16 protein-coding genes and 1 tRNA gene are annotated in these 20020 nt (G+C 65.6%); 9 read left to right on the forward strand and 8 right to left on the reverse strand.

What is annotated here, in order from left to right:
* The first annotated feature begins 25 nt into the window (after positions 1–25).
* Genes E6N53_RS08835 through E6N53_RS08845 form a run of 3 tightly spaced genes read left to right on the forward strand, consistent with a single transcriptional unit; the run spans position 26 to position 2542 of the window.
* The gene (locus tag E6N53_RS08835) at positions 26–1735 is read left to right on the forward strand and encodes an Nramp family divalent metal transporter (RefSeq protein ID WP_142858565.1); all 1710 of its coding nucleotides are present in this window, start codon (positions 26–28) and stop codon (positions 1733–1735) included.
* Entirely contained in the window at positions 1732–2097 is a 366-nt protein-coding gene (locus E6N53_RS08840; protein WP_142858567.1) for a hypothetical protein, read from the forward strand. Before E6N53_RS08835 ends, E6N53_RS08840 begins: the two co-directional genes overlap by 4 nt.
* Complete coding sequence (locus E6N53_RS08845) at positions 2090–2542, forward strand: hypothetical protein (protein ID WP_142858569.1); 453 nt, start codon at positions 2090–2092, stop codon at positions 2540–2542. The genes E6N53_RS08840 and E6N53_RS08845 overlap by 8 nt, the downstream gene beginning before the upstream one ends.
* Here E6N53_RS08845 and E6N53_RS08850 read toward each other — a convergent pair whose 3' ends face one another.
* The 3 genes from E6N53_RS08850 to E6N53_RS08860 form a co-directional block, all read right to left on the reverse strand.
* On the reverse strand, positions 2543–2794 hold the full coding sequence (locus E6N53_RS08850) for a hypothetical protein (RefSeq protein WP_142858571.1): 252 nt from the start codon (positions 2792–2794) through the stop codon (positions 2543–2545).
* 3 nt (positions 2795–2797) lie between these two features.
* Positions 2798–5878: an FAD-binding and (Fe-S)-binding domain-containing protein gene (locus E6N53_RS08855; protein ID WP_142858573.1), complete on the reverse strand. Its 3081-nt coding sequence runs from the start codon at positions 5876–5878 to the stop codon at positions 2798–2800.
* Between the two features lie 117 nt (positions 5879–5995).
* Positions 5996–7729, reverse strand: a complete 1734-nt coding sequence (locus tag E6N53_RS08860) for an L-lactate permease (protein WP_142858575.1) — start codon at positions 7727–7729, stop codon at positions 5996–5998.
* Between the two features lie 584 nt (positions 7730–8313).
* On the opposite strand from E6N53_RS08860, the gene E6N53_RS08865 reads away from it, so the two are divergent.
* From E6N53_RS08865 to E6N53_RS08875, 3 genes are all read left to right on the forward strand, one after another.
* Entirely contained in the window at positions 8314–8817 is a 504-nt protein-coding gene (locus tag E6N53_RS08865) for an LUD domain-containing protein (RefSeq protein ID WP_142858577.1), read from the forward strand.
* On the forward strand, positions 8810–11023 hold the full coding sequence (locus tag E6N53_RS08870; protein ID WP_142858579.1) for an LUD domain-containing protein: 2214 nt from the start codon (positions 8810–8812) through the stop codon (positions 11021–11023). Before E6N53_RS08865 ends, E6N53_RS08870 begins: the two co-directional genes overlap by 8 nt.
* 170 nt (positions 11024–11193) lie before the next feature.
* Positions 11194–11481, forward strand: a complete 288-nt coding sequence (locus tag E6N53_RS08875) for a PRC-barrel domain-containing protein (protein ID WP_136590001.1) — start codon at positions 11194–11196, stop codon at positions 11479–11481.
* An 88-nt stretch (positions 11482–11569) separates the two neighbouring features.
* Here the strand turns inward: E6N53_RS08875 and E6N53_RS08880 are convergent, their stop codons facing one another.
* A complete protein-coding gene (locus E6N53_RS08880) occupies positions 11570–13024 on the reverse strand; it encodes a DHH family phosphoesterase (protein ID WP_136590002.1) in 1455 nt (484 codons plus the stop codon).
* Between the two features lie 221 nt (positions 13025–13245).
* Between E6N53_RS08880 and E6N53_RS08885 the strand changes: the two genes are divergently transcribed.
* Positions 13246–13319: transfer RNA gene (locus E6N53_RS08885), tRNA-Lys, on the forward strand.
* A 282-nt stretch (positions 13320–13601) separates the two neighbouring features.
* On the opposite strand, the gene E6N53_RS21730 is transcribed toward E6N53_RS08885, so the two are convergent.
* Positions 13602–13976, reverse strand: coding sequence for a DUF7342 family protein (locus E6N53_RS21730; protein ID WP_449421034.1), 375 nt, complete (start codon positions 13974–13976; stop codon positions 13602–13604).
* Positions 13977–14153: 177 nt separating this feature from the next.
* Between E6N53_RS21730 and E6N53_RS08890 the strand changes: the two genes are divergently transcribed.
* Together E6N53_RS08890 and E6N53_RS08895 are read left to right on the forward strand one after the other, a co-directional pair.
* Positions 14154–14447, forward strand: coding sequence for a UPF0175 family protein (locus E6N53_RS08890; RefSeq protein WP_142858581.1), 294 nt, complete (start codon positions 14154–14156; stop codon positions 14445–14447).
* The gene (locus E6N53_RS08895; protein WP_142858583.1) at positions 14447–14935 is read left to right on the forward strand and encodes a PIN domain-containing protein; all 489 of its coding nucleotides are present in this window, start codon (positions 14447–14449) and stop codon (positions 14933–14935) included. Before E6N53_RS08890 ends, E6N53_RS08895 begins: the two co-directional genes overlap by 1 nt.
* 219 nt (positions 14936–15154) lie before the next feature.
* On the opposite strand, the gene E6N53_RS08900 is transcribed toward E6N53_RS08895, so the two are convergent.
* The 3 genes from E6N53_RS08900 to E6N53_RS08910 all read right to left on the reverse strand — a co-directional run bounded on the left by E6N53_RS08900 (position 15155) and on the right by E6N53_RS08910 (position 19459).
* Positions 15155–17572 (reverse strand): heavy metal translocating P-type ATPase, encoded by a 2418-nt coding sequence (locus tag E6N53_RS08900; RefSeq protein WP_142858585.1) that lies wholly within the window; start codon positions 17570–17572, stop codon positions 15155–15157.
* Between the two features lie 424 nt (positions 17573–17996).
* Positions 17997–18746 carry a helix-turn-helix domain-containing protein gene (locus E6N53_RS08905; protein WP_142858587.1) on the reverse strand — a complete coding sequence of 250 codons (750 nt, stop codon included), beginning with the start codon at positions 18744–18746 and terminating at the stop codon, positions 17997–17999.
* A gap of 263 nt (positions 18747–19009) precedes the next feature.
* On the reverse strand, positions 19010–19459 hold the full coding sequence (locus E6N53_RS08910) for a hypothetical protein (protein ID WP_161596536.1): 450 nt from the start codon (positions 19457–19459) through the stop codon (positions 19010–19012).
* Between the last annotated feature and the right edge of the window lie 561 nt (positions 19460–20020).

Genomic DNA, 20020 nt, shown 5'->3' on the forward strand with positions numbered 1-20020 from the left:
GAAGTGACTGCCGACGGTACCTCGTATGAATCCAGGAGAGTCGCCCTCCGACGCTGCCGACGACGCCGAGCCTGACGTCTACGCCTCGGAGGTCGAGGGCCGCCAGTACCGCGGCACGTCGTACATGCCGATGCCGTACGACGACCTCGTCGACGCCTCGGACACCGACGCCTACCCCGAGCGCGGCGAGGGCGGGTCGTTCAAGCTGCTCGACCTCCCGCGCGTCCCGAAACTCAGCCACGTCGTCGGCCCCTCGGCTATCATGCTCGGGGCCAGCCTCGGCAGCGGGGAGACACTCTTTTGGCCCGTCCTCATCGCCCAGGGCGGCTGGGCGCTGTACTGGGCGTTCTGGATCGGCGTCCTCACGCAGTTCTTCGTCAACACGGAGCTCCAGCGGTGGACCGTCGCCACCGGCGAGAGCGTCTTCCGCGCGTTCGACCGCGTGAGCCGCTTCTGGCCGCTCTTCTTCCTCCTCGCGGGGTTCGTGAGCCTCGGGTGGCCCGGCTGGGCGGCCAGCGCCGCACAGGTCGGCTCGTGGGCCTTCGGCCTCGCCGACTGGCAGCCACTGGGCATCGGGCTCATGGTCCTCATCTTCCTCTCCTACCAGCTCTCGCCGGTCATGTACAACGTCGTCGAGGGCGCACAGTTCGTCCTCGTCGTCGTCTCCATCCTCGGCGCGGTCACCCTCGCCGTCGTGACGGGGTCGACCGGCCAACTCGCCAACCTGCCGGCCGGCGCGGTGGCCATCGGTACCATCCCCGCGGGGACCGACCTCGCCGTGTTCCTCGGCGGCCTCGCGTTCGCCGGTGCGGGCGGCTATCTCAACCTCTCACAGTCGCTGTGGGTCCGCGAGAAGGGGTACGGCATGGGCAACTACCAGGGCCGACTGAAGAACCCGCTCATCGGCGACGACCCCGAACCGATTCAAGAGGACGGGTTCACCTTCGAGCCGACGGAGGAGAACCTCCTCCGCTGGCGTGGCTGGTGGCGCGTCATCCAGCTCGAACACCTCCTCACGTTCGTCGTCGGGTTGCTCGTCGTGGCGACGATGCTGATGACCGTGGCCGCGGAGTTCGCCTCCGGCAGTGACGCGGCGGGCATCGACATGTGGCTCACCGTGGTCGTCCCGCAGCTATCGGGGACGGGACAGGTGCTGGTTCCCCTCGTGCTGTTCGTCGCGCTCTTTACCACCGAGTACGCCATCGTCGAGTCGTTCGTCCGCAACAGCGCAGACATCGTCTACGAGACCCACGGCCGACAGGCCGGCTGGTCGCTCCCGACGATCTTTCTCGTCACGCTCACGGCGTTCACGCTCTGGGGTGTGGTCATCATCCTCCTCCCGTTCGACCAGCCCTTCTTCCTCCTCGTCGTCGGTGCCGCGATGTCGGGCGTGATGATGTGGCCGTACATCGCGCTCACGCTCGTCATCAACACCACCCGACTCCCCCCGCACCTCCAGCCGGGCTGGATTCGCGTCGTGGCGATGTGGTGGGCGACCGGCTTCTTCGGCTACTTCAGCACGCTCCTCATCGGGCGAACCCTCGCCCGCGACTTCGGTGTCGTCGCCTTCGAGACGGCACCCGGAATCGTCGGAAGCGGCCCCGCCGGCTACGTCCTCTGGCTCAGCTACCTCGTCGTGCAGGCGTACACGGTCGCCGTGACCCTCCGTGCGAAGCGTGACGGGACGGACACGGCACGGGAGGCGGCCGACGTCGACCGCGGGTGGCTGTCGTGAGACCGCAAGGCTCGACGAGCGACACCGTCGACCGCCTGTTCGCCGTCCTCGACGACCACCGGTACGTGATCTATCTCGGCGGGCTGAGCGCCGTCGTCCTCTCGCGGGCACTCGGCCCCGCATGGGTTCGGACACCCGTGTTCGTCGTCGCACTGACGCTGATGTGCACCACGTACCTCGCCGAACTCGACCGCCGGAGCACCGGAGTCGAGGCGGTGACGTTCGTCGTCGCCATCGCGGTCGCCGGCATCGCCGTCGGCGCGTTCGTCGTCGCCGAGGTGAGTCCCGTCGGTGGCTTCCTGTTCATCGCCGGCGGTGTCCTCTTCTTCCGCGCGGCCACGCGACGGAGCCAGCATGACTGAGGCTGCGTCACACACGGGTCGCGTCCGCGTCCACTACGGCATGGCCGGGTCGGTCCCGCTCCAGCTGTTCGAGTTCGTCTTCGAGCCGACGGGCTGTTACGTCCTCGACTGCGGCGCGTTCACCCCGCTGTTCGACCTCTCGCGGGGCAAACACACCCGACGGGCGGCCGCCCTCGACGACGTGTACGACGAACACGGTCTCGACGGGCTCCTCGCCGTCGCGGACACGACGACGTGGCTCCCCTGGGAGACGGTCGACTGCGTCACGCTGAACGACGGCAGTCGGTTCACCCGACCGAAACTCTCGGTTCAGACGCGTGGTGACGCACCGGCGTGGAGCGTTCGTCTCCACGGCGTCGACACCACGGCGCTCGCCGACGGTATCGCCGGGGTCGTCGACGGCGCGACCCGGTTCGAACACGTCGAGCGGACGCGGCTGTTCTGATTACCGGCGTGGGTGCCGGACCTGAATCCACGCGACGTCCGTCTTCGGGTAGCGCTCCGTCCGCTCGGGCGCGAACGACCCGTCGCGGCTGACGACGAACGCCGCGTCCCCGTATCGGACGGCCGCCTCGTCGTGGTGGACGGCGTCGCCGTCGCGGGTGTGGATATCGACGCTCCCGCGGCGTACCGGCCGCCGACCGACCCCGCCGGTGTCGGTGTCGCCGTCCCCGTTCCCGTCACCGTCGTCGGCCACCGCTCAGGCCACGACGGCCGCCAGTTTCTCGACGGGGTGTGGCGGCTCCTCGCCCTCGTGGTCTTCGAGTTGGGAGCGACAGGATGCGCCGGGGGCGACGACGGTCTCCCCGGGGCTCGCGTCGACCTGGTCGTAGAGGATGGAGGCGATGGCCTTCGACATCGAGTAGTGTTCGGCCTCGTAGCCGAACGAGCCGGCCATCCCACAGCAGGTCGAGTCGAGCGGGTCGACCTCGTACCCCACCTGCCCGAGCACCGAGACCGTGTGGTGGTCCTTGTTGGTCGACTTCTGGTGGCAGTGGCCGTGGTAGGTGAGTACCTCGTCTCGCGGGCGGAACTCACGGTCTCCGAAGAGGTCGAACGTGTCGACGTACTCCATCACGCCGTAGCTGTTCGCGGCGAACCGCTGCACGTCGGGCCCCGAGAGCAGGTCGAGGTAGTCCGACTGGAACATGACGGCGTCGGAGGGTTCGACGACGACGACGTCCCACCCCGCTTCGAGACGAGGGGTGAGCGCCTCGACGTTCTGTTCGGCCTCGGCCCGCGCCTTGTCGAGGAACCCCTTCGAGTGCGGCGGTCGGCCGCTCCCGGCGACGTCGTCCGGGATGTCGACGTGGACGCCGGCGGCTTCGAGCGCCCGGACGGCGGCCTTCCCCGCCTCGGGGTGGTTGTAGTTCGTGTACGTGTCCGGGAAGAGCAGGGCCCGGCGGACCGCCTCCGACTCGTCGACGGTCGACCCGCCGCGCTTTTCGAACCACGCCGCCAGGGACTCGGAAGCGAACGGGGGGAGCGAGCGCTCGGAGGCGATGCCCAGCGTCTTCTCCATGACCCACCCCGAACCGGGGAGCTTCGTCGCGAGGTTCGAGACCGGGGCGAGCGAACTGCCCACGCTGGAGAGGCGGTCGATGTTGGCGAACACCTTGTCGCGCAGGCTCGAGCCGTGGCGCTGGTGGTACTCGTGGGTGACCTCGGCTTTCATCTTCGCCATGTCCACCTCCGAGGGGCAGTCCTTCGTACAGCCCTTACAGCCGATACAGAGGTCGAGCACCTCGTGGACGAACTCGTCGGAGAACATCTCGTCCTCGTCGAACGCGCCCGACATCGCCTGTCGGAGCATGTTCGCCCGTCCGCGGGTGGACTGAATCTCCTCTTCCGCCGCGCGGTAGGTCGGACACATCACGCCGCCGGTCGTCTCCTGCGGCCCGCGACAGCCCGCACAGCCGTGACAGAGTTCGGCCATCCCCTGGAAGCCGTTGTCGTTGTCCCAGTTGAGAGTCGGCTCGAACCCCGCGTCGAACTCGTAGTCCGGGCCGAACCGGAGGTGTTCGGTCATGTCGTGGTCGCCGCAGATGTTCCCGGGGTTCAACAGCCAGTCAGGGTCGTACGCGGACTTCAGGTCGCGGAAGACGTTCCAGAGGTGGTCGCCGTACAGCTTGCGGTTCCACTGGGTCCGCGCGCGGCCGTCGCCGTGCTCGCCCGACACCGACCCCCCGTACTTCACGACGAGGTCGGTCACCTCGTCGGCGATGGCCTCGAACGTCTCGAGTCCCTCCACGGTCTTGGTGTTGACGAGCGGGCGGATGTGCAACACGCCGGGGCCGGCGTGCGCGTAGTAGCTCGCGAAGGTGTCGTGTTCGTCGAGGATGTCCTGGAAGTCGGCCACGTAATCCGGGAGGTTCTCCGCCGGGATGGCGGTGTCCTCGATGTACGCGATGTGTTTCGCGTCCGTCGTCCGGCCGAGGAGGATCGGTAGACCGGACTTGCGCATCTTCCAGAACTTCGCGCGCGTGTCCGCGTCGTGGGCCTCCATCGACCCGACGGCCGTGTGCGGCTTCTCGGTCGTCTCGGCGGCCCCCTCGGACGGCTCGACCCGGCTGTCGCCGTCGGGAACGCGGTCGGCGATGAGGTCGGCGACCTGCTGTCTCCCGTGGTCGTCGTCCTCGGCGTAAAACTCCACGAGTAAGACCGCGTCCGTCCCCGTCGGGAGGAGGCCGACGACGTCGCGGAACTCCGCGGTCTCCCTCGCGAGGTCGAGGAGCACGTCGTCCATCACCTCGACGGCGGCCGGGTCGTGTTCGAGGATGGGCGCGACGTCCTCCATCGCGTCGATGACGCTGTCGTAGGTGAGGAGGGCGACGGAGGCCGTGTTCGGGATGGGTTCGAGCGAGACGGTCGCCTCGGTGACGATGGCCAGCGTCCCCTCGCTCCCGGCGAGCAGGCGGGCGAGGTTGACCGTGCCGGGTTCGGAGTCGGGGTCGGTCCCCTTGTTGTCGGGCGTCCGCCGTCGCCCCTCGGCCTCGTCGACGAGCATGTCGAGGTTGTACCCCGAGACGTTCCGCTTCAGTTCGGGGTACTTCGCTTCGACCTCCTCGCTCTCCTCGTCGAGGATACGGACGACCTGCGCGTACACCCGCGGGAGTATCTCGTCGCTGTCTGGGTCGGCCCGTGCGCGGAGTTCGTCGACCGCCATCTCGCCGAAGCGTTCGACGCTGCCGTCGGCGAGGACCGCCTCGCACGATTCGAGGTAGTAGTCGGTCTTGCCGTACTGCAGCGAGTGCGCGCCGGTCGAGTTGTTGCCGATGGCACCACCGAGCGCGCTCTTGTCGCCCCAGGCGGGGTCGGGCGCGAACTTCAACCCGCGGGGCTCCAGCTCTCGGTTGAGGTCGCCGAGACGGGTCCCGGCCTGCGCCCGGGCGGTCGCCGCGTCGGGGTCGACGTCGACGACGCCGTCCATGTGCTGCTGGAAGTCGAGGACGACCGCCTCGTTCACCGTCTGTCCGGCCAGCGACGTCCCGCCGCCGCGCGGCAGGACGGGTATCTCGCGGCGAGCGCAGTACTGCATCACTGCGGCGACGTCGTCCGTCGACCGCGGCATCACCACGCCGATCGGCGTCTGTTCGTACGCCGAGGCGTCTGTCGCGTACAGCTCTCTGGTGTACGAGTCGAAGCGGACGTCGCCGTCGACTAGTCCTTCGAGGTCGTCGACGAGCGCCGGGCGAGCGACGTCCTCGGAGACGTAGTCGAAGTTCGCCCCTTCGAGTGGGTCGCCGGCCCGCGACCCCAGGTCATCCGTGTTGCTTGCCATCGATAATCAGTCCTTTGAGTCGTCCATTATAAAATCCGGAGGTTACGCCGTCCGGGGTCGATTTCGGAGTTCGATTCGCCGCGAGTGACACACGGGGGGAGACGGTAGCCGCGCCGCTCAGAAGACCCCCGGGAAGAAGACGTAGCTGAACAGCAGGGTCAACAGCCCAGTGGCGGTCCCGTAGTACACCAGCGGGATGAGTTCCAGCCGGATGACGCGGCCCTCCTCGCCGACGAGGCCAACGACGGCCAGCGCCGCGACGACGTTGTGGATGGCGATGAGGTTACCGATGGCACCACCGACGGCCTGCGCGCCGAGCATGAGCGTCCGCGGCGTCCCGATCTGGTCGGCGACGCCGTACTGGAACGTGCCGAAGAGGATGTCCGACACGGTGTTCGACCCCGCGAGGAACGCGCCGAACGCGCCGACGTAGGCGGCGAAGAACGGGTATGCACTGCCGACGAGCGACGCCATGCCGTCCGAGAGGACGATGAGCATGCTATCGGTGTTCGTCGCCGTTCCCGACTGGAGCATGATCTGGACCGTCGCCACGGCGAACAACAGCGCGACGACCGCGGGCATCACCTTCTCGACCGTCTCGGCCCACGACGCGGTGATCTCGTCGGTACGCATGCCGTGCAGCGGGATGGTCAGCAGGTGGACGGCGATGAACACCGCGCCGGGCAGATACAGAACCGCGAAGCTGTCGCCCAGCCCCGTCCCGAGGATGTCGTTCCACGCGAGCGTGAAGACGTCGTTCGTCACGAATGCGTTGACCGGGTCGACGACGCGGGTCGCGACCAGCAGCACGGCGACGAGTGCGTACGGCATCCACGCCTTCCAGAGCGGCATCTGGACGTGCCCGCCGTCCGCCGCCACGGTCCCCTCGCGGGAGCCGCCGGTGCCGACACCGTCGTCGCCGGGCTGGATGTCACCGATCCAGTGGTCGGGCCACTGCTCCTGGGGGCCGAAGTCCCACTCCTCGTCGGGGTGGAAGAAGCCGGCCTTCAGCGCGCCCACGGTGATGAACAGCCCCACCATCGCCCCGATGAGACCGGGGAACTCCGGGCCGAGGAAGTAGGCCGTGAGCCAGTACGGGACCGAGAACGAGGCCCACGCGAACAGGGTGAGCGGGAGGACCTCGAGCGCGGGCTTGATAGAGCGCTCCTCGCCGAAGAAACGCGTCATCATCGCCACGCCGATGAAGGGAAGCGCGACGCCGACGATGACGTGGTAGGTCGCTGCCCACATGGCGATGTCACCGACCCACGCGGCGATGCTCGCGTACGGACCGTTCGCGACGACCGCGGTCTGGATGTTCTCGACGGAGCCGAAGATGTCGATCATCCCGATGATGAGCGGCGTCCCGACGGCACCGAACGTAATCGCCATCAGGTTACCCGTGAGCGCGACGACGACCGCCGCCATCGGCGGGAAGCCGAGCCCCACCAGAAGCGGACCGACGATGGCCGCCGGCGTCCCGAACCCGGCCGCGGCTTCGATGAACGAACCCATCAGGAACACGAGCAGGACGACCTGCACGCGCCGGTCCTCGCTCACCGAGGCGAATCCCTGGTTGATAGCGTCGAAGGCCCCCGTGCGTTTGAGCGTATAGAGGAGGAGGATGGCACCGAAGACGATGTAGAGGATGTTCGCGGCGGTGATGAAGCCCACGATGGAGGAGGCGGCGATCCACCGCGCGGACATCCCCCAGCCGACGACTCCCGCGCCGACAGCGACGAGCCACGCGACGGGCATCGCCCGCGTCGCGGGCCAGTACCGCCCGACCATCAAGAACGCGATGGTCGCGAGCGGTGCGAGCGCGACGAGTGCGTCGACGGCACTAACCATCGCACCACCTCCGACCGTCCGGTGTACCCTGCTGTGCTGTGCGTCTCGTGCCAGCCCCGTTCGTGATGCCAGGTGGCATGGTCGTCAGCCCCGGAAGCCATCGTCATATACCTACCGGTTCTTTCATTATATCGATTTTCGAGTAACTTTTTCGACGCCGATGGCGCGACCGAATTCTCTCGAGTGTAGTGGAAAAAACAGCTGTCAGAGGCCGATTCAATCGACTATCTGTCTTCGGTGGTCGTCACCAGCGGCGTGGTGACCCGGCGAGACGTACCATGGTACAGACCAGTGTATTCGTGTGAATTGGCCCGTACACACCTGTGAATTTACCTGTATCCACGTGTGAACAGTATCTTCTATCGCAAATCAGAACGCGAAACAAGCACTCAGGGCGCGCTATCGGGCTTTACACTTTCTGTAACTCTGTCGTATCGCGTCGACGAGTCGCTGGCGCGCCCGTCGCGACGATGTTGTCGCGCGCGGTCGCCCACAGGCCGGTGAGACGTGCCGAGACGGGTGGTTTCGGGGAGCTCGTCTGCAGGAAGCCAAAGAAATTTCACCGTTCTTTCGTAAGGGTCCCTATGGCAACTGGCACGGTCACGACGTTCGAGGCCTCACTGGACCGGCTCGACGTCGACTGGACGCACACGACACGCGAGGGGTTCGCGGACGTCTTACAGGAGGTGGCGACGGAACCGGCGGTCGGCACGCCGCTTCCCCTCGACGTCTTGCTCCCCGACTGGGTGAACACGAACCCGACCCCGCGCGAACTCGACGCGGCGACGACGGGTATCACCGCCGCTGGCTTGGGAGTCGCAGCGTACGGGAGCGTCCTCCTCCCGTCGACGCCCGAGGGTACCGAGCCGGTCTCTCTGTTCCCCGACCTCCACGTCGCGGTGCTCCGCGTCGACGACGTGGTTCCCGGGATGGTCGAGGCGTTCGAGTTCATCGGCGGGGAGTTCCGCGACGGCGACCACTCCTCGGCGATCATCGCCACCGGACCGAGTGCGACGGCCGACATGGGTGAACTGGTGAGAGGTGCACACGGGCCGAAAGACGTTCACGTGGTGATGCTCGATGAGTAGTCAGTCTCGCGAGGCGAAAGCCGAGCGCATCCGCCACCTCCTCGAGACAGAGGGTGACGCGGTCAAGACCAACACGCGCGGCTTCAACCAGGGTCGGTACGACTCCGTTTCGAAGCTCGACTCGTACGAGGACCTCCGCGCTCGCGCACGCGAAATCAAAGAAGACGCCATCGACCGTCTCCCCGAACTCCTCGACGAGCTCGAGGCGACAGTCGAGGCGAACGGCGGGACGGTGTACATCGCCGACGACGCGGCGGACGCCAACCGCTACGTGCGGGAGGTCTGCCGCGACGAGGAAGCCGACCGGCTCGTAAAGTCGAAGTCGATGACCTCCGAGGAGATCGAGGTGAACGAGTTCCTCGAAGCCGACGGCGTCGACGTCGTCGAGACCGACCTCGGCGAGTGGGTGTTGCAGGTCGCCGACGAGGCCCCCTCACACATCGTCGCCCCGGCTATCCACAAGTCCCGCGAGGGAATCGCGAAGCTCTTCAACGAGACGTTCGCCCCCGAGGAGGAACTCGAGACGGCGGAGGAACTCACGATGTTCGCCCGCGAGCAGTTGCTCGAAGCCATCAAAGGGGCGGACGTCGGGATGACCGGCGCGAACTTCATCACGGCGGACACGGGAACGCTGGCCCTGGTCACGAGCGAGGGCAACGCCCGGAAGTCGGCCGTGGTCCCCGACACCCACGTCGCTGTCGCAGGCGTCGAGAAGGTCGTCCCGAGCGTCGAGGACCTCCCGCCGTTCGTCGAACTCATCGGCCGGTCGGGGACCGGCCAGGACATCACTTCGTACATCTCGCTGCTCACGCCGCCCGTCGAGTCGCCGACCGTCGATTTCGACGACGCCGACACGCCACTTGCGGACGGCGAGACCGACCGCGACTTCCACCTCGTCCTCATCGACAACGGCCGCATGGCGATGCGCGAGGACGAGGAGTTGCGAGAGACGCTCTACTGCATCCGGTGTTCGGCGTGTTCGAACGTCTGTGCGAACTTCCAGTCGGTCGGCGGCCACGCCTTCGGCGGCGAGACCTACTCGGGCGGCATCGCCACCGGCTGGGAGGCCGGTATCGAAGGCCTCGACACGGCGGCGGAGTTCAACGACCTCTGTACGGGCTGTTCGCGGTGCGTCGACGCCTGCCCCGTGAACATCGACATCCCGTGGATCAACACGGTCGTCAGAGACCGCATCAACCGTGGCACCGACCACGAGTTCGACTGGCTCGTGGACGGGCTGACTCCCGACGCCGAGGAGGGCGTCGACCGTCAGAAGCGCTTCTTCGGCAACTTCTCGACGATGGCCACGGTCGGCAGCGCCCTGGCCCCGCTGTCGAACTGGGTCGCGTCCACCGACCTCTCCCGGCGACTGATGGAGAAGACCCTCGGCGTGGACGCCCGCCGCGACCTCCCGTCGTTCGAGCGCGAGACGTTCGTCGACTGGTTCGAGTCGCGAGGGCCGCGGGTCTCGGCGACCGAAGCCGACCGTGAGGCCGTCGTCTACCCCGACGTGTACACCAACCACGTGCAGGTCGACCGGGGGAAGGCGGCGGTACGGGCGCTCGAGGCGCTCGGCGTTCACGTCCGCGTCCCCGACGTCCCGTCGTCCGGCCGGGCACCGCTCTCGCAGGGGATGCTCGCGACCGCCGAGGAGAAGGCCCACGCGCTCTACGGCGCGCTCGCGGAGCACATCGACGCCGAGCGCGACATCGTCGTCGTCGAACCCTCGGACCTGGCGATGTTCGACCGCGAGTACGAGAAGTTCCTCGCGCCGACGTCACAGGAGCGGCTCTCGGCGGCGAGTTACGAGGTGATGGAGTATCTCTACGGGCTGCTGGAGAACGACGGCGACCCCGCGGCGCTCTGTGCCCCCGGCGCAGACGACCCGGGCGTCGCGTACCACTCACACTGTCAGCAACGGACGCTCGGGCTCGAAGGCTACACCGAGGCGGTCCTCGACCGCCTCGGGTACGACGTCGTGACCTCAGACGTCGAGTGCTGCGGGATGGCCGGTTCGTTCGGCTACAAGTCGGAGTATTACGAGCTCTCGATGGACGTCGGGAGCGAACTCGAAGCGCAGTTCTCGACCGCAGAGACGCGCGAACGCCGCGTCGTCGCCTCGGGTACCTCCTGTCTCGAACAGCTCGACTCGATGCTCGCGCGGCCGTCACAGCACCCCGTCGAACTGGTCGCGCCCGAACGGTAACAGGTCCGAGTCGCGCGGCGGCCCGGTGAGAACGCCGACGGCGACCGACGGTCGCTGTCCCGAGCGGTCTTCGGCGTGTACCGCTCGTTCCGTGTCGTTCCGTCCGGTCTGACTACCGTCTGACGCGCGTCTGATACGTAATTAAGAGGGAGGGAATCGTCGCGTGGCGTATGGATGGGACGCCCCAGGAGATCACGAACCTAGTCGGCCGCGAGGTGTACTCGAACAACGGTGTGTTCGTCGGCGAAGTGCGTGACGTTCACCTCGACTTCGAGCGACAGACGGTCACCGAACTCGCGTTACAGGACCTCAACGACGAACTGTTCCACGGCCGCATCGACCCCGGAAAGGGCGTGATGGTTCCCTACCGATGGGTCCGCGCCGTCGGCGACGTCATCCTCATCAACGACGTCGTCGAGCGGTACAAGAACGAGGAAGAAGAGCAGGCTATCGCCTGAGGCCGTCTCGCGACAGCCCGTTTTTTCGGACGGACCGACGTCGACGAGCGGTGTGCCCGTCTGGCGTTCGGAACGAGGTCGCTCCGACTCAGGACCCGTTCGTGCTCTCGCTCGTCGAGTCCACGCCCAGTGCCTGGAACAGCTTCCGGCGGACCGCCTCCTCGGTCAGTTGCAGCAGCGTGTCGCGGTTGCCGTCGCCGCCTTCGATACCGGTGAAGATGCCGAGTGGAATCTCGACGCTGCCCTGCGTGGAGTGGCCGGCCGCCTCGCCGATGCCGGTGAAGGCGTCCTGGAGCGCGTTGCCGATGTTGATGCGGATGTCCTTCGAGCGGGCGGCGAGGTAGATCTTGTCGTCCGCGATACCGAAGACCGCGGTCGTGGTGATGCCTTCGAGGTTGAGGAGGTGTTGTGCCGCCTGGGTGAGCGCCTCGCGGTCGCGGATGAACCCGGCGTTCGAGACGAGGTGGCTCCCCTGGACGTCGCGGTTCTGGATGGCCTCCGCGAGCACGTCGAGCGTCTCGGGCGACATCGACGGCGACTCGACCTGTTCGAGCGTGTCGTGGTTCGCGAAGGGGTACAGGTAGGCGGCGGCCGTCAGGTCTGCCGGCGTGGTCTCTCGCTTGAAGTCCATCGTCTCCGCGCGGATGCCGTAGAGGAGCGCGGTGGCGACCGCCTCGGAGGGAGAGAGGTCGAACTCCTGGATGTACTTCGTGAGGATGGTCGACGACGAGGAGACGTTCGGGCGGACGTCGGTGAAGTCGGCGTCGATGCCCTCGTCGGGTTCGAAGTGGTCGATGAAGATGTCGACCTCGACGTCGGGTTCGAGCGCTCCCGATTTCATGTGGTCGACGAGCGCGATGGCGCTGTAGCCGTCGAGGGCGGTCTCCGACCGCGGGAGGAGTTCGATACCGAGCAGGTTGACGAACGCTCGGTTCTCCTGGTGCCCGATGTCGCCGTCGTAGACGATGTCGGCTTCGACGTCGTACTCGTCGGCAATCGCCTGCAGCGCAACGGCGCTCGCGATGGAGTCGGGGTCGGGGTTGTCGTGGGTGAGGATGGCCAGTTTGCCGTCCGTCCCCGTCAGGAGGTCCGCGAGCTGGCGCGCTTTGTACTCCAACTCCCCGGTCTCCAGCGCCCGGAGCGCGGAGTCGGCGATGACCTCCGAGGGGTTGATGACGACGTCCGCGCCCAGATCGAGGAGTTCGTCTTTCGAGACCGGGTCGGATGCGCGAACGACGATGAACTGGTCGCCACCGGCGTCGCGAATCGTCGAGACGGCCGCCTTGTTCGCCTCGACGTCGGACGCGAGGATGAGGATGACGTCGCGGTCCTCGACCGCCGTGCTCACGGACGCGTCCATGATGTCCGTCTGCTGGGCGTTGAGGTCCTGGTCGCGTAGCGCTTCGACGCGGTCCGCGTCCTTGTCGAGAATCAGAACGTGCTTGCCCTCCTCGGCGAGTTCCTCCGCCACCGCGTGGCCTACGCTTCCACACCCGAGAATGGCGTAGGTGGACATCGACGAGACGGTGACCCCAGTGCTCATTCGTATCTCATCTACTCGGTGGGCTTCACTTAACATCCACCCTTTACCCGCCGGACCGAGCGACGTCCCGTCACCGGATACCTCGACCGTCTCCCGTGATGCGTGCACGCTGTGCGCGCTCGTCTCCGGTGTCACCGCCGTCCGTCCCCGGGCTGTCACGCCCTGTCGCCCTCCAGTCGAATGGAAACGCCTTTTAATGTACCTCCGTTAGGTGTGTGTGAGGGCCGGTAGCTCAGTCAGGGAGAGCGACGGACTCTTAATCCGTCGGTCGGGGGTTCAACTCCCTCCCGGCCCGTTTTTGCTGCGAACGAAGTGAGCAGTGAAAACGCCACGGAGGAGTTGAACTCGACGAGTCGCGCGCAGCGAACGGCGTGAGCGAGCACGTCCCGGCTCAGTTCAACTCCCTCCCGGCCCGCTCTTATTCCAGGCGATTGTGAGTTGCCACACGACGAGGGGTTCGTTTTAAACAATCGCATTCTGACTGATGTGAGTCCGCCTCGTCAGGAAGCGCGGGTGTCCGTCGTCTTGCGACGAGTGGAGTGTGCTGACTCCAGCTATAAAAACGCCGGCCGGCGTCTCACTCTCTGATGGAGTGTCGAATCCCTCGTAGTCGTCGAACGAGGTCTGTCCAGGCCCGAGATGTTTCTCGACGAGTTGCCCGTCCAACTCGGCGCGCGCGAACGTCACGACCTGATGCGTCCCAACAGCGTCTCGACGCCGACCGAGTCGAGTATCTGCCCCGCACGTTCGAGGACGACCGAGCGGGGAGCGCGGTTGTACCACGTCCTGCGCGTGTCCGCGAGAGAGAGACTGCCTCAACGATTCCGTCATCGGTGAGGATGCCGAGATGCTTGCGTGCGGTCGTCTCTGAGGTCAGCACGCGCTCGGCGGTGGTGGCGACCGACTGCGGGTCGTACGTCCGCTTCATCACGGTACGAACGCGCTCGTTCACATCGGCGGATCGTTGGTCACTCGTTGCCTTCCTCAAGTAGGCATGTTAGCGTCGAGAGAGACACGTTCGGGCCTGTTGTCGTGCGGAATCATCAGGTTCTGGGCTCAGTTCGCAATCCAATGTATGCGCGGACGTGCGTTACACCTATTGTGTATCGTAACGCACTCTATTGTAACGATGAAGACGGTCACCACGCGCATTCCGGAAGACGACGAGAGGGCACTCGCCGAGTTGGAGGACGAGATGAGTGCCGACCGGTCAGAAGTACTCCGTCGACTCATCCGACAGGGCCTCTCCGACTGGCGCAAGGAGCGAGCACTCGACCAGCTCCGAGAACACACCATCACGTTGCGGAAGGCAGCGGAGCTTGCGGACGTCTCCTACGTCGAGATGTTGACGCTCGCCGCCGAGGAGGGAATCGACGTGGGATACACGACTGACGACCTCGAACGCGACCTCGACCGCATCTGATGGTCGTTGTCGATTCCTCCGCGTTGATCCCGCTTGCGTGGGTTGGCCGTCTTGACCTCGTCTCGGCCGCGTTTGACGAGATTCGGACGACAGAGGAGGTTCGGGAGGAAGTCCTCACCGAGGGAAAGCGTGGGACGGCGGCGCTCGACAGGTTTCTGGAGGACGTGACGGTTCACGAATCTCCAGAGGCAGCCAGAAGAGTAGCGTCGATGGAGGGGATAGCGGTGGCCGACGCGTCGGTGATCCTGCTAGCAGAGGGTGACGAGGAGATCCTCCTCGCCAACGACAAAGGGCTGATCGAGGTTGCTCGGAGTCACGGCGTCGAGTGCTGGTGGGTGACGACCCTACTGCTCAAGTGTACGAAGGACGGTGAGTTGACGGCGGACGAGGCGACCGACGTCCTGTACGACCTCGTGGACGAGGGAATGAATCTACACCCAAAGGTGTACGCACAGGTGCAAAAGAAGCTCCAAGAACTCGGGGAGTGAATCAGAGCATGCGACGAGCTGGAGAGGCAGATTCAGGTGAGAGGCACAGCAGAGTGAGGAAAGTAGCGTAACGTCTCCATCGATGTGTCAGTAGAGTGGCGAGGGTGCTGTTTACACACCGTCAGGGCGAATACCCATGTCTTGACCCCGGATGATTCATGAGAACGTCTTCGAGAGTACCGAGAGTACCGAGACTGCCTCGAGTTGAGGAGGCCGGATTCAGGCGTCGAAGAAGCGGTCGGGCTTCATCCGCGACAGCCGCATCGCGTTGCCCGTCACACCGAGACTCATCCCCATATCACCGACGACGACCGCCAGCGCGACGCTCACCAGCCCCAGTGGGACACCGACCGCGAGCAGGGCCTTCACACCGAGACTCGTCCAGATGTTCTGACGAATCACTCCGTTCGCCTTGTGCGACAGCGCGTAGAGGTACGGTAGCTTGCCGATGTCGTCGGCCATCAGCGCGATATCCGCCGTTTCGAGCGCGGTATCCGTCCCGGCCGCGCCCATCGCGATGCCGACGTCGGCGGTCGCCAGTGCCGGCGCGTCGTTGATGCCATCACCGACCATCGCTACCTCGCCGTACTCCGCCTGCAACATCTCCACGGCATCGACCTTCTCGTCGGGCAGCAACTCGGCCCGATACTCGTCAACGCCGACCTGTTCGGCAATCGCACGGGCCGTTCCCTCGTTGTCGCCGGTCAGCATCACGACGTGTTCGACGCCGAGGTCGTGCAACCGTGCGACCGCCTGTTTGGCGGCCGGCCGCACCTCGTCGGCGATGGCAACGATGCCGACGAGTTCTTTATGGGTGCCGACGAGCACGACCGTCTTGCCCTCGTCCTCGAACTGCGCAATCGCGCCGCTCTCGATGTCCGTACAGTCCTCCCGCTCGCACTGCTCGTGTGCGGGCTCGGTGACTATCCCGCCGTCGGCCCGGAGATGAGCGTGCGACAGGTCGAAGCCCAACTCCTCGAAGAGTGTGGGCTTGCCCGCGTAGTACGTCTCTCCGTCGACATCCGCACGGATTCCTTTTCCGGTGATGCTCTCGAACGCCTCGATGCTCGGCACGTCGCCGAGTTTTGTCTCTCCAGCGCGGGCGAGAATCGCCTCGGCGATTGGGTGTTCACTCCGCTGTTCGAGCGCAGCCGCGTAGCGAAGTACCTCCTCGTCCGTCGCGCCGCCGAGTGCCACGACGTCCGTGACCGCGAGTTCGCCCTTGGTGAGCGTCCCCGTCTTGTCGAGGGCGATAGCGTCGACGTCGCCCATCGCTTCGAGATAGTTGCCGCCTTTGATGAGGACGCCGTTCTTCGCGGCACTGGTAATCCCCGAGACGACGGAAACGGGCGTCGAGATGACGAAGGCACAGGGACAGGCGATGACGAGTAGAGTTAGCCCGCGAATGAACCACGTCTGCCAGCCCCCACTGAACGTGTGCGAGAGCCCGGCGATACTGACCGTGGCACTGCCGTTGATGAGTAGCGGCGGAAGCGCGGCGGTCAGGATCGCCAAGACGACGATTGTGGGTGTGTAGTAGCCCGCGAACCGGTCGACGAACTGCTCTTTCTCGGTCTTCTTCTCCTGTGCGCCCTGCACCATTTCGATGATCTGTGAGAGCGTCGACTCCGAGGCGGGCGCGTCGGCCTCGAACTCGAGGTAGCCCTCCTCGTTGATGCTGCCGGCGTACACCTCGTCACCGACACCCTTGTCGACTGGGACGCTCTCGCCGGTGATGGGGGACTCGTCGACCGCACTCCTGCCCTCCACGACAGTGCCATCGAGCGGAATCTTCTCGCCGGGCCGGACGACGACCGTCTCACCGACCTCGACCTCGTCGGCGGGAACGGTCTCCTCGTCCCCATCGACGGCTTCGCCGTCTGCTCGGGGCGTCTCCGACGCCCCGGTGTCACGGCGGACGGTGGCCTCGTCAGGTGACAGTTCCATCAGCTCACGCAGGGAGTCACGCGCCCTGTCCATCGCGTAGTCTTCGAGCAGTTCGGCGACGCTGAACAGGACGGCCAGCGTCGCGGCCTCGACGAAGTAGCCGATGCCGGTCGCGGCGATGATGGCCGTCCCCATCAGGAGGTCGATGTCGAGCGAGCGGTTCTTGGCCGAGTAGTACCCTCCTCGGACGACCGGATAGCCGCTGACGGTAGTCGCGCTAAGGAACAGGACGTCGGCGAGGTGGAGGGGGTAGTCGAGAACGCTCGCCACGGCGGGATTCTGCCCGGTGAGGACGAACTCGAAGACGAGACCGAACACGACGAACGCCGCGCCGATCCACGTCTTGACCGCACGCGGACTCGTCCAGATCTCCGACGGAGGAGCAATCCCCAACTCGCCGTCCGACGACTCCTCGGCGTCGTCTCCACGGTTGATGACCTCGTAGCCCGCGTTCTCGATGGCCCGAACGACATCAGTCTCGGTAACGCGGTCGGGGTCGTAGGTGACCGTGGCCGTGCCGGTGGTCGGCTGGAGTGTGGCGTCGACGATGCCGTCGACGCGCTGGAGGCTCTTGTCGACCTTCTGAGCGCAGGACGGACAGTCCATCTCGGGGACGGTGAGGCGGACGGACAGCTCTCGGCGTTGCCCATCTCTGCTCACTTCTCCCGGCGCGTCTGGGGTCTCGGTCATTACGTCACGGTAGGTGCGTCAGTTCGATAAGCCTTGGTTGGAATATTCCAATTCTGTCCGTCGTTTGCCCGTGCTGGGGTGGTGGCAGTGGAATGGGTGGATGGGGGATGAGAGACTCCGGCATGTGGGGATTCGGGTTCCTCTGGCCACTCCTCTGGCTGCTCGTCATCGCCGTGGTCGTAATCGGTGCAGTGTATCTGTTCACGAACAAATCCGGCCCCGGGAAATCGGATCAGCGATGGAACTCCTCCGCGAACAGTACGCACGCGGTGAAATCGGCGACGAACAGTTCGACGGGTGGTCGTCGAAGCTCACCTCCTCGAAGACGAGCAACGGATGAACCCGCCGTCTCACGCGTCCCGAATAAACAGTATCCAGTCCTCCGAGCAGAATCGGACGAGAGTTGAGTTCGGCTTCTAGCAACCTAAAGCGATACTGGTGACCCCTCTGTCGTCCATTCTCCCGCGACGTGCCGCTTCGTCAAGTATTCCTCGGCCCGCCGGAGTCGGTAGGTGAGCGTCGACCGCGGTACGCCGAGATGCTCGGCCAGTTCGCCGACGTCAACATCGCGTGGTGACTCGTAGTAGCCGTGCTCGACGGCAGCCCGGAGCGCGGCCTCTTGCTCGGGGGACATACTGCCCGGCATCCCGGCATCTCCCCCCGCCGAGGCCGTCGTGTCAGCGGTGCGGAGCAATTCCATCGTTGCGCACTCCCCGACTGCCGTCTCGAGGTCGTCGAAGAACGCAGTTACGCTGCCCTCGCCGGAGTGGATGAGTCGCCACGTGTAGTGGCGGCCCTCGTGACGGGTCTCGAACAGCACGCCGTCACCGAGATGGTCACGGGCGATGTGGGGAACGGACGCGCAGGTGGGAGTGCGCACCCAGTCGGAGTAGAGGACGAGCGTATCGTCCGTGCGGTCGAGGACGCGAGTCGTCTGTGTGGCACCACAGTCCTCGGTCGCCAGACAGTCGGCGTAGTAATCGCTGGTGAGGAAGGTGTCCTCGATGGCGTCGAGCGCGGCCGTGGTTCCGGTGGCGTGGTCGACCCGCCAGAGGCGCTCGGCAGTGACGTGCAGCGACAACGAACGGACTCGGGCATCGGGGTGGTCGACGAGGGTGTCTGCCACCTCGTTGCATCCCGGTTCGTATTCGAGGGCGAAGACGAGTTCACGCATACGCTCTTTTCGAGTCACAGAGACATAACACACCGGCCCCGGTACACGCAAATGAGACATCGTTTCTGGGCGTGAGCAGTTAGGAGGCCAATCGATCGTACCGAACAATCGTGGAACGCGGTCACTCTACGTCAGAGGCATGATCAGCGCGATCTTCTGCGAGATGTTGACGAGCCGTTCGCCATCCTCGTCGTTCTTCAGCGTCGTTCCCTCGTCGGGTCGGTGCCTGGTTTCGAGGGAGAGGTCGTCGAGGTGGACGTCCTTCAGGTCGAGTGCGTGAGTCCACCGAGACGGAGCCCTGCGTGCCAGAGCAACTGGACGTAGCAGTGGCGGAAGCTGGCGTACTCGTACGTCGCCAAGTAGCCGAGGATGTTCGCCGCGAGGGTACGGTCGACCGTCTCGTCGCGGGTGTTCTCTGGTGACGGCGACTGCACCTTCTCGCTCAGCCCCTGCGAGACGGCGTCGATGGACTCACACCAGCGCAGGAACACGCGTGTCGTGTTCATCGTGGAACGGATCGTCTCTTTCGAGTAGTCGGTGCCGTCCTCCTTCTCGGCGAACTCCTCGATCTTGAAGACGTGGACGTCGCGTCCGATGAGATCGTTGGTGTTGTCGATCTCTCCCTCTCCTTCGCACCACCGAACGAGCCGGCGGATGCGGCGACTGTGTGCCCGCCGAGTCGTGTCGGCGATGTCGCGTGCTTTGAGGTACATATCGTGCGCTTCTCGTGGCGTCATCGGCTGGAGATCGTCTGTCATCGTGAGCTCCTGCCGCAAGACGACGGCCAACCGCTGCCTCGACGGTCGCTCTGATGTGAGGCTTCCGCCGAGGAGTCTGGGTATCCGACTTCCGGTGGCCGAGTGAGTGTGCAGACCCTTCGACGGGAACGCGTGTCCCCGTGTGACTCTGCAGTGGGTTTGCCGGTAGATTCGCACGGGAGAACGGACTCTCACCCCGTGGAAGCCCGCCCGCGCAGCGAAGCGAGCAGGCCGGAACCGCGAAATCGTCGGAACGCTGGGTCGGTCGGGGGTCGCGGCTCACAGCCGCGTAGATAGAATTCGGGTGATCGGCGCGAGAGCGCCGCACGCGCCCGAATTCGAGTTGTTCAACTCCTCCCAGCGTACTTCTACGAGGAACAGACGGCGACGAGCGAAGCGGCCACGGAGGGCTGGACGACAGAGCAACCCGGAACGCCTCACGTACTGGTCTCGACTCTTCGGGCCGCGAAGAAAGAGCCCGCAGACGACGCCACCGTGTCGGTGGTCGCCGCATCG

The sequence above is a fragment of the Salinigranum halophilum genome (assembly GCF_007004735.1).
In the GTDB taxonomy this organism is placed as follows: Archaea; Halobacteriota; Halobacteria; order Halobacteriales; family Haloferacaceae; genus Salinigranum; species Salinigranum halophilum.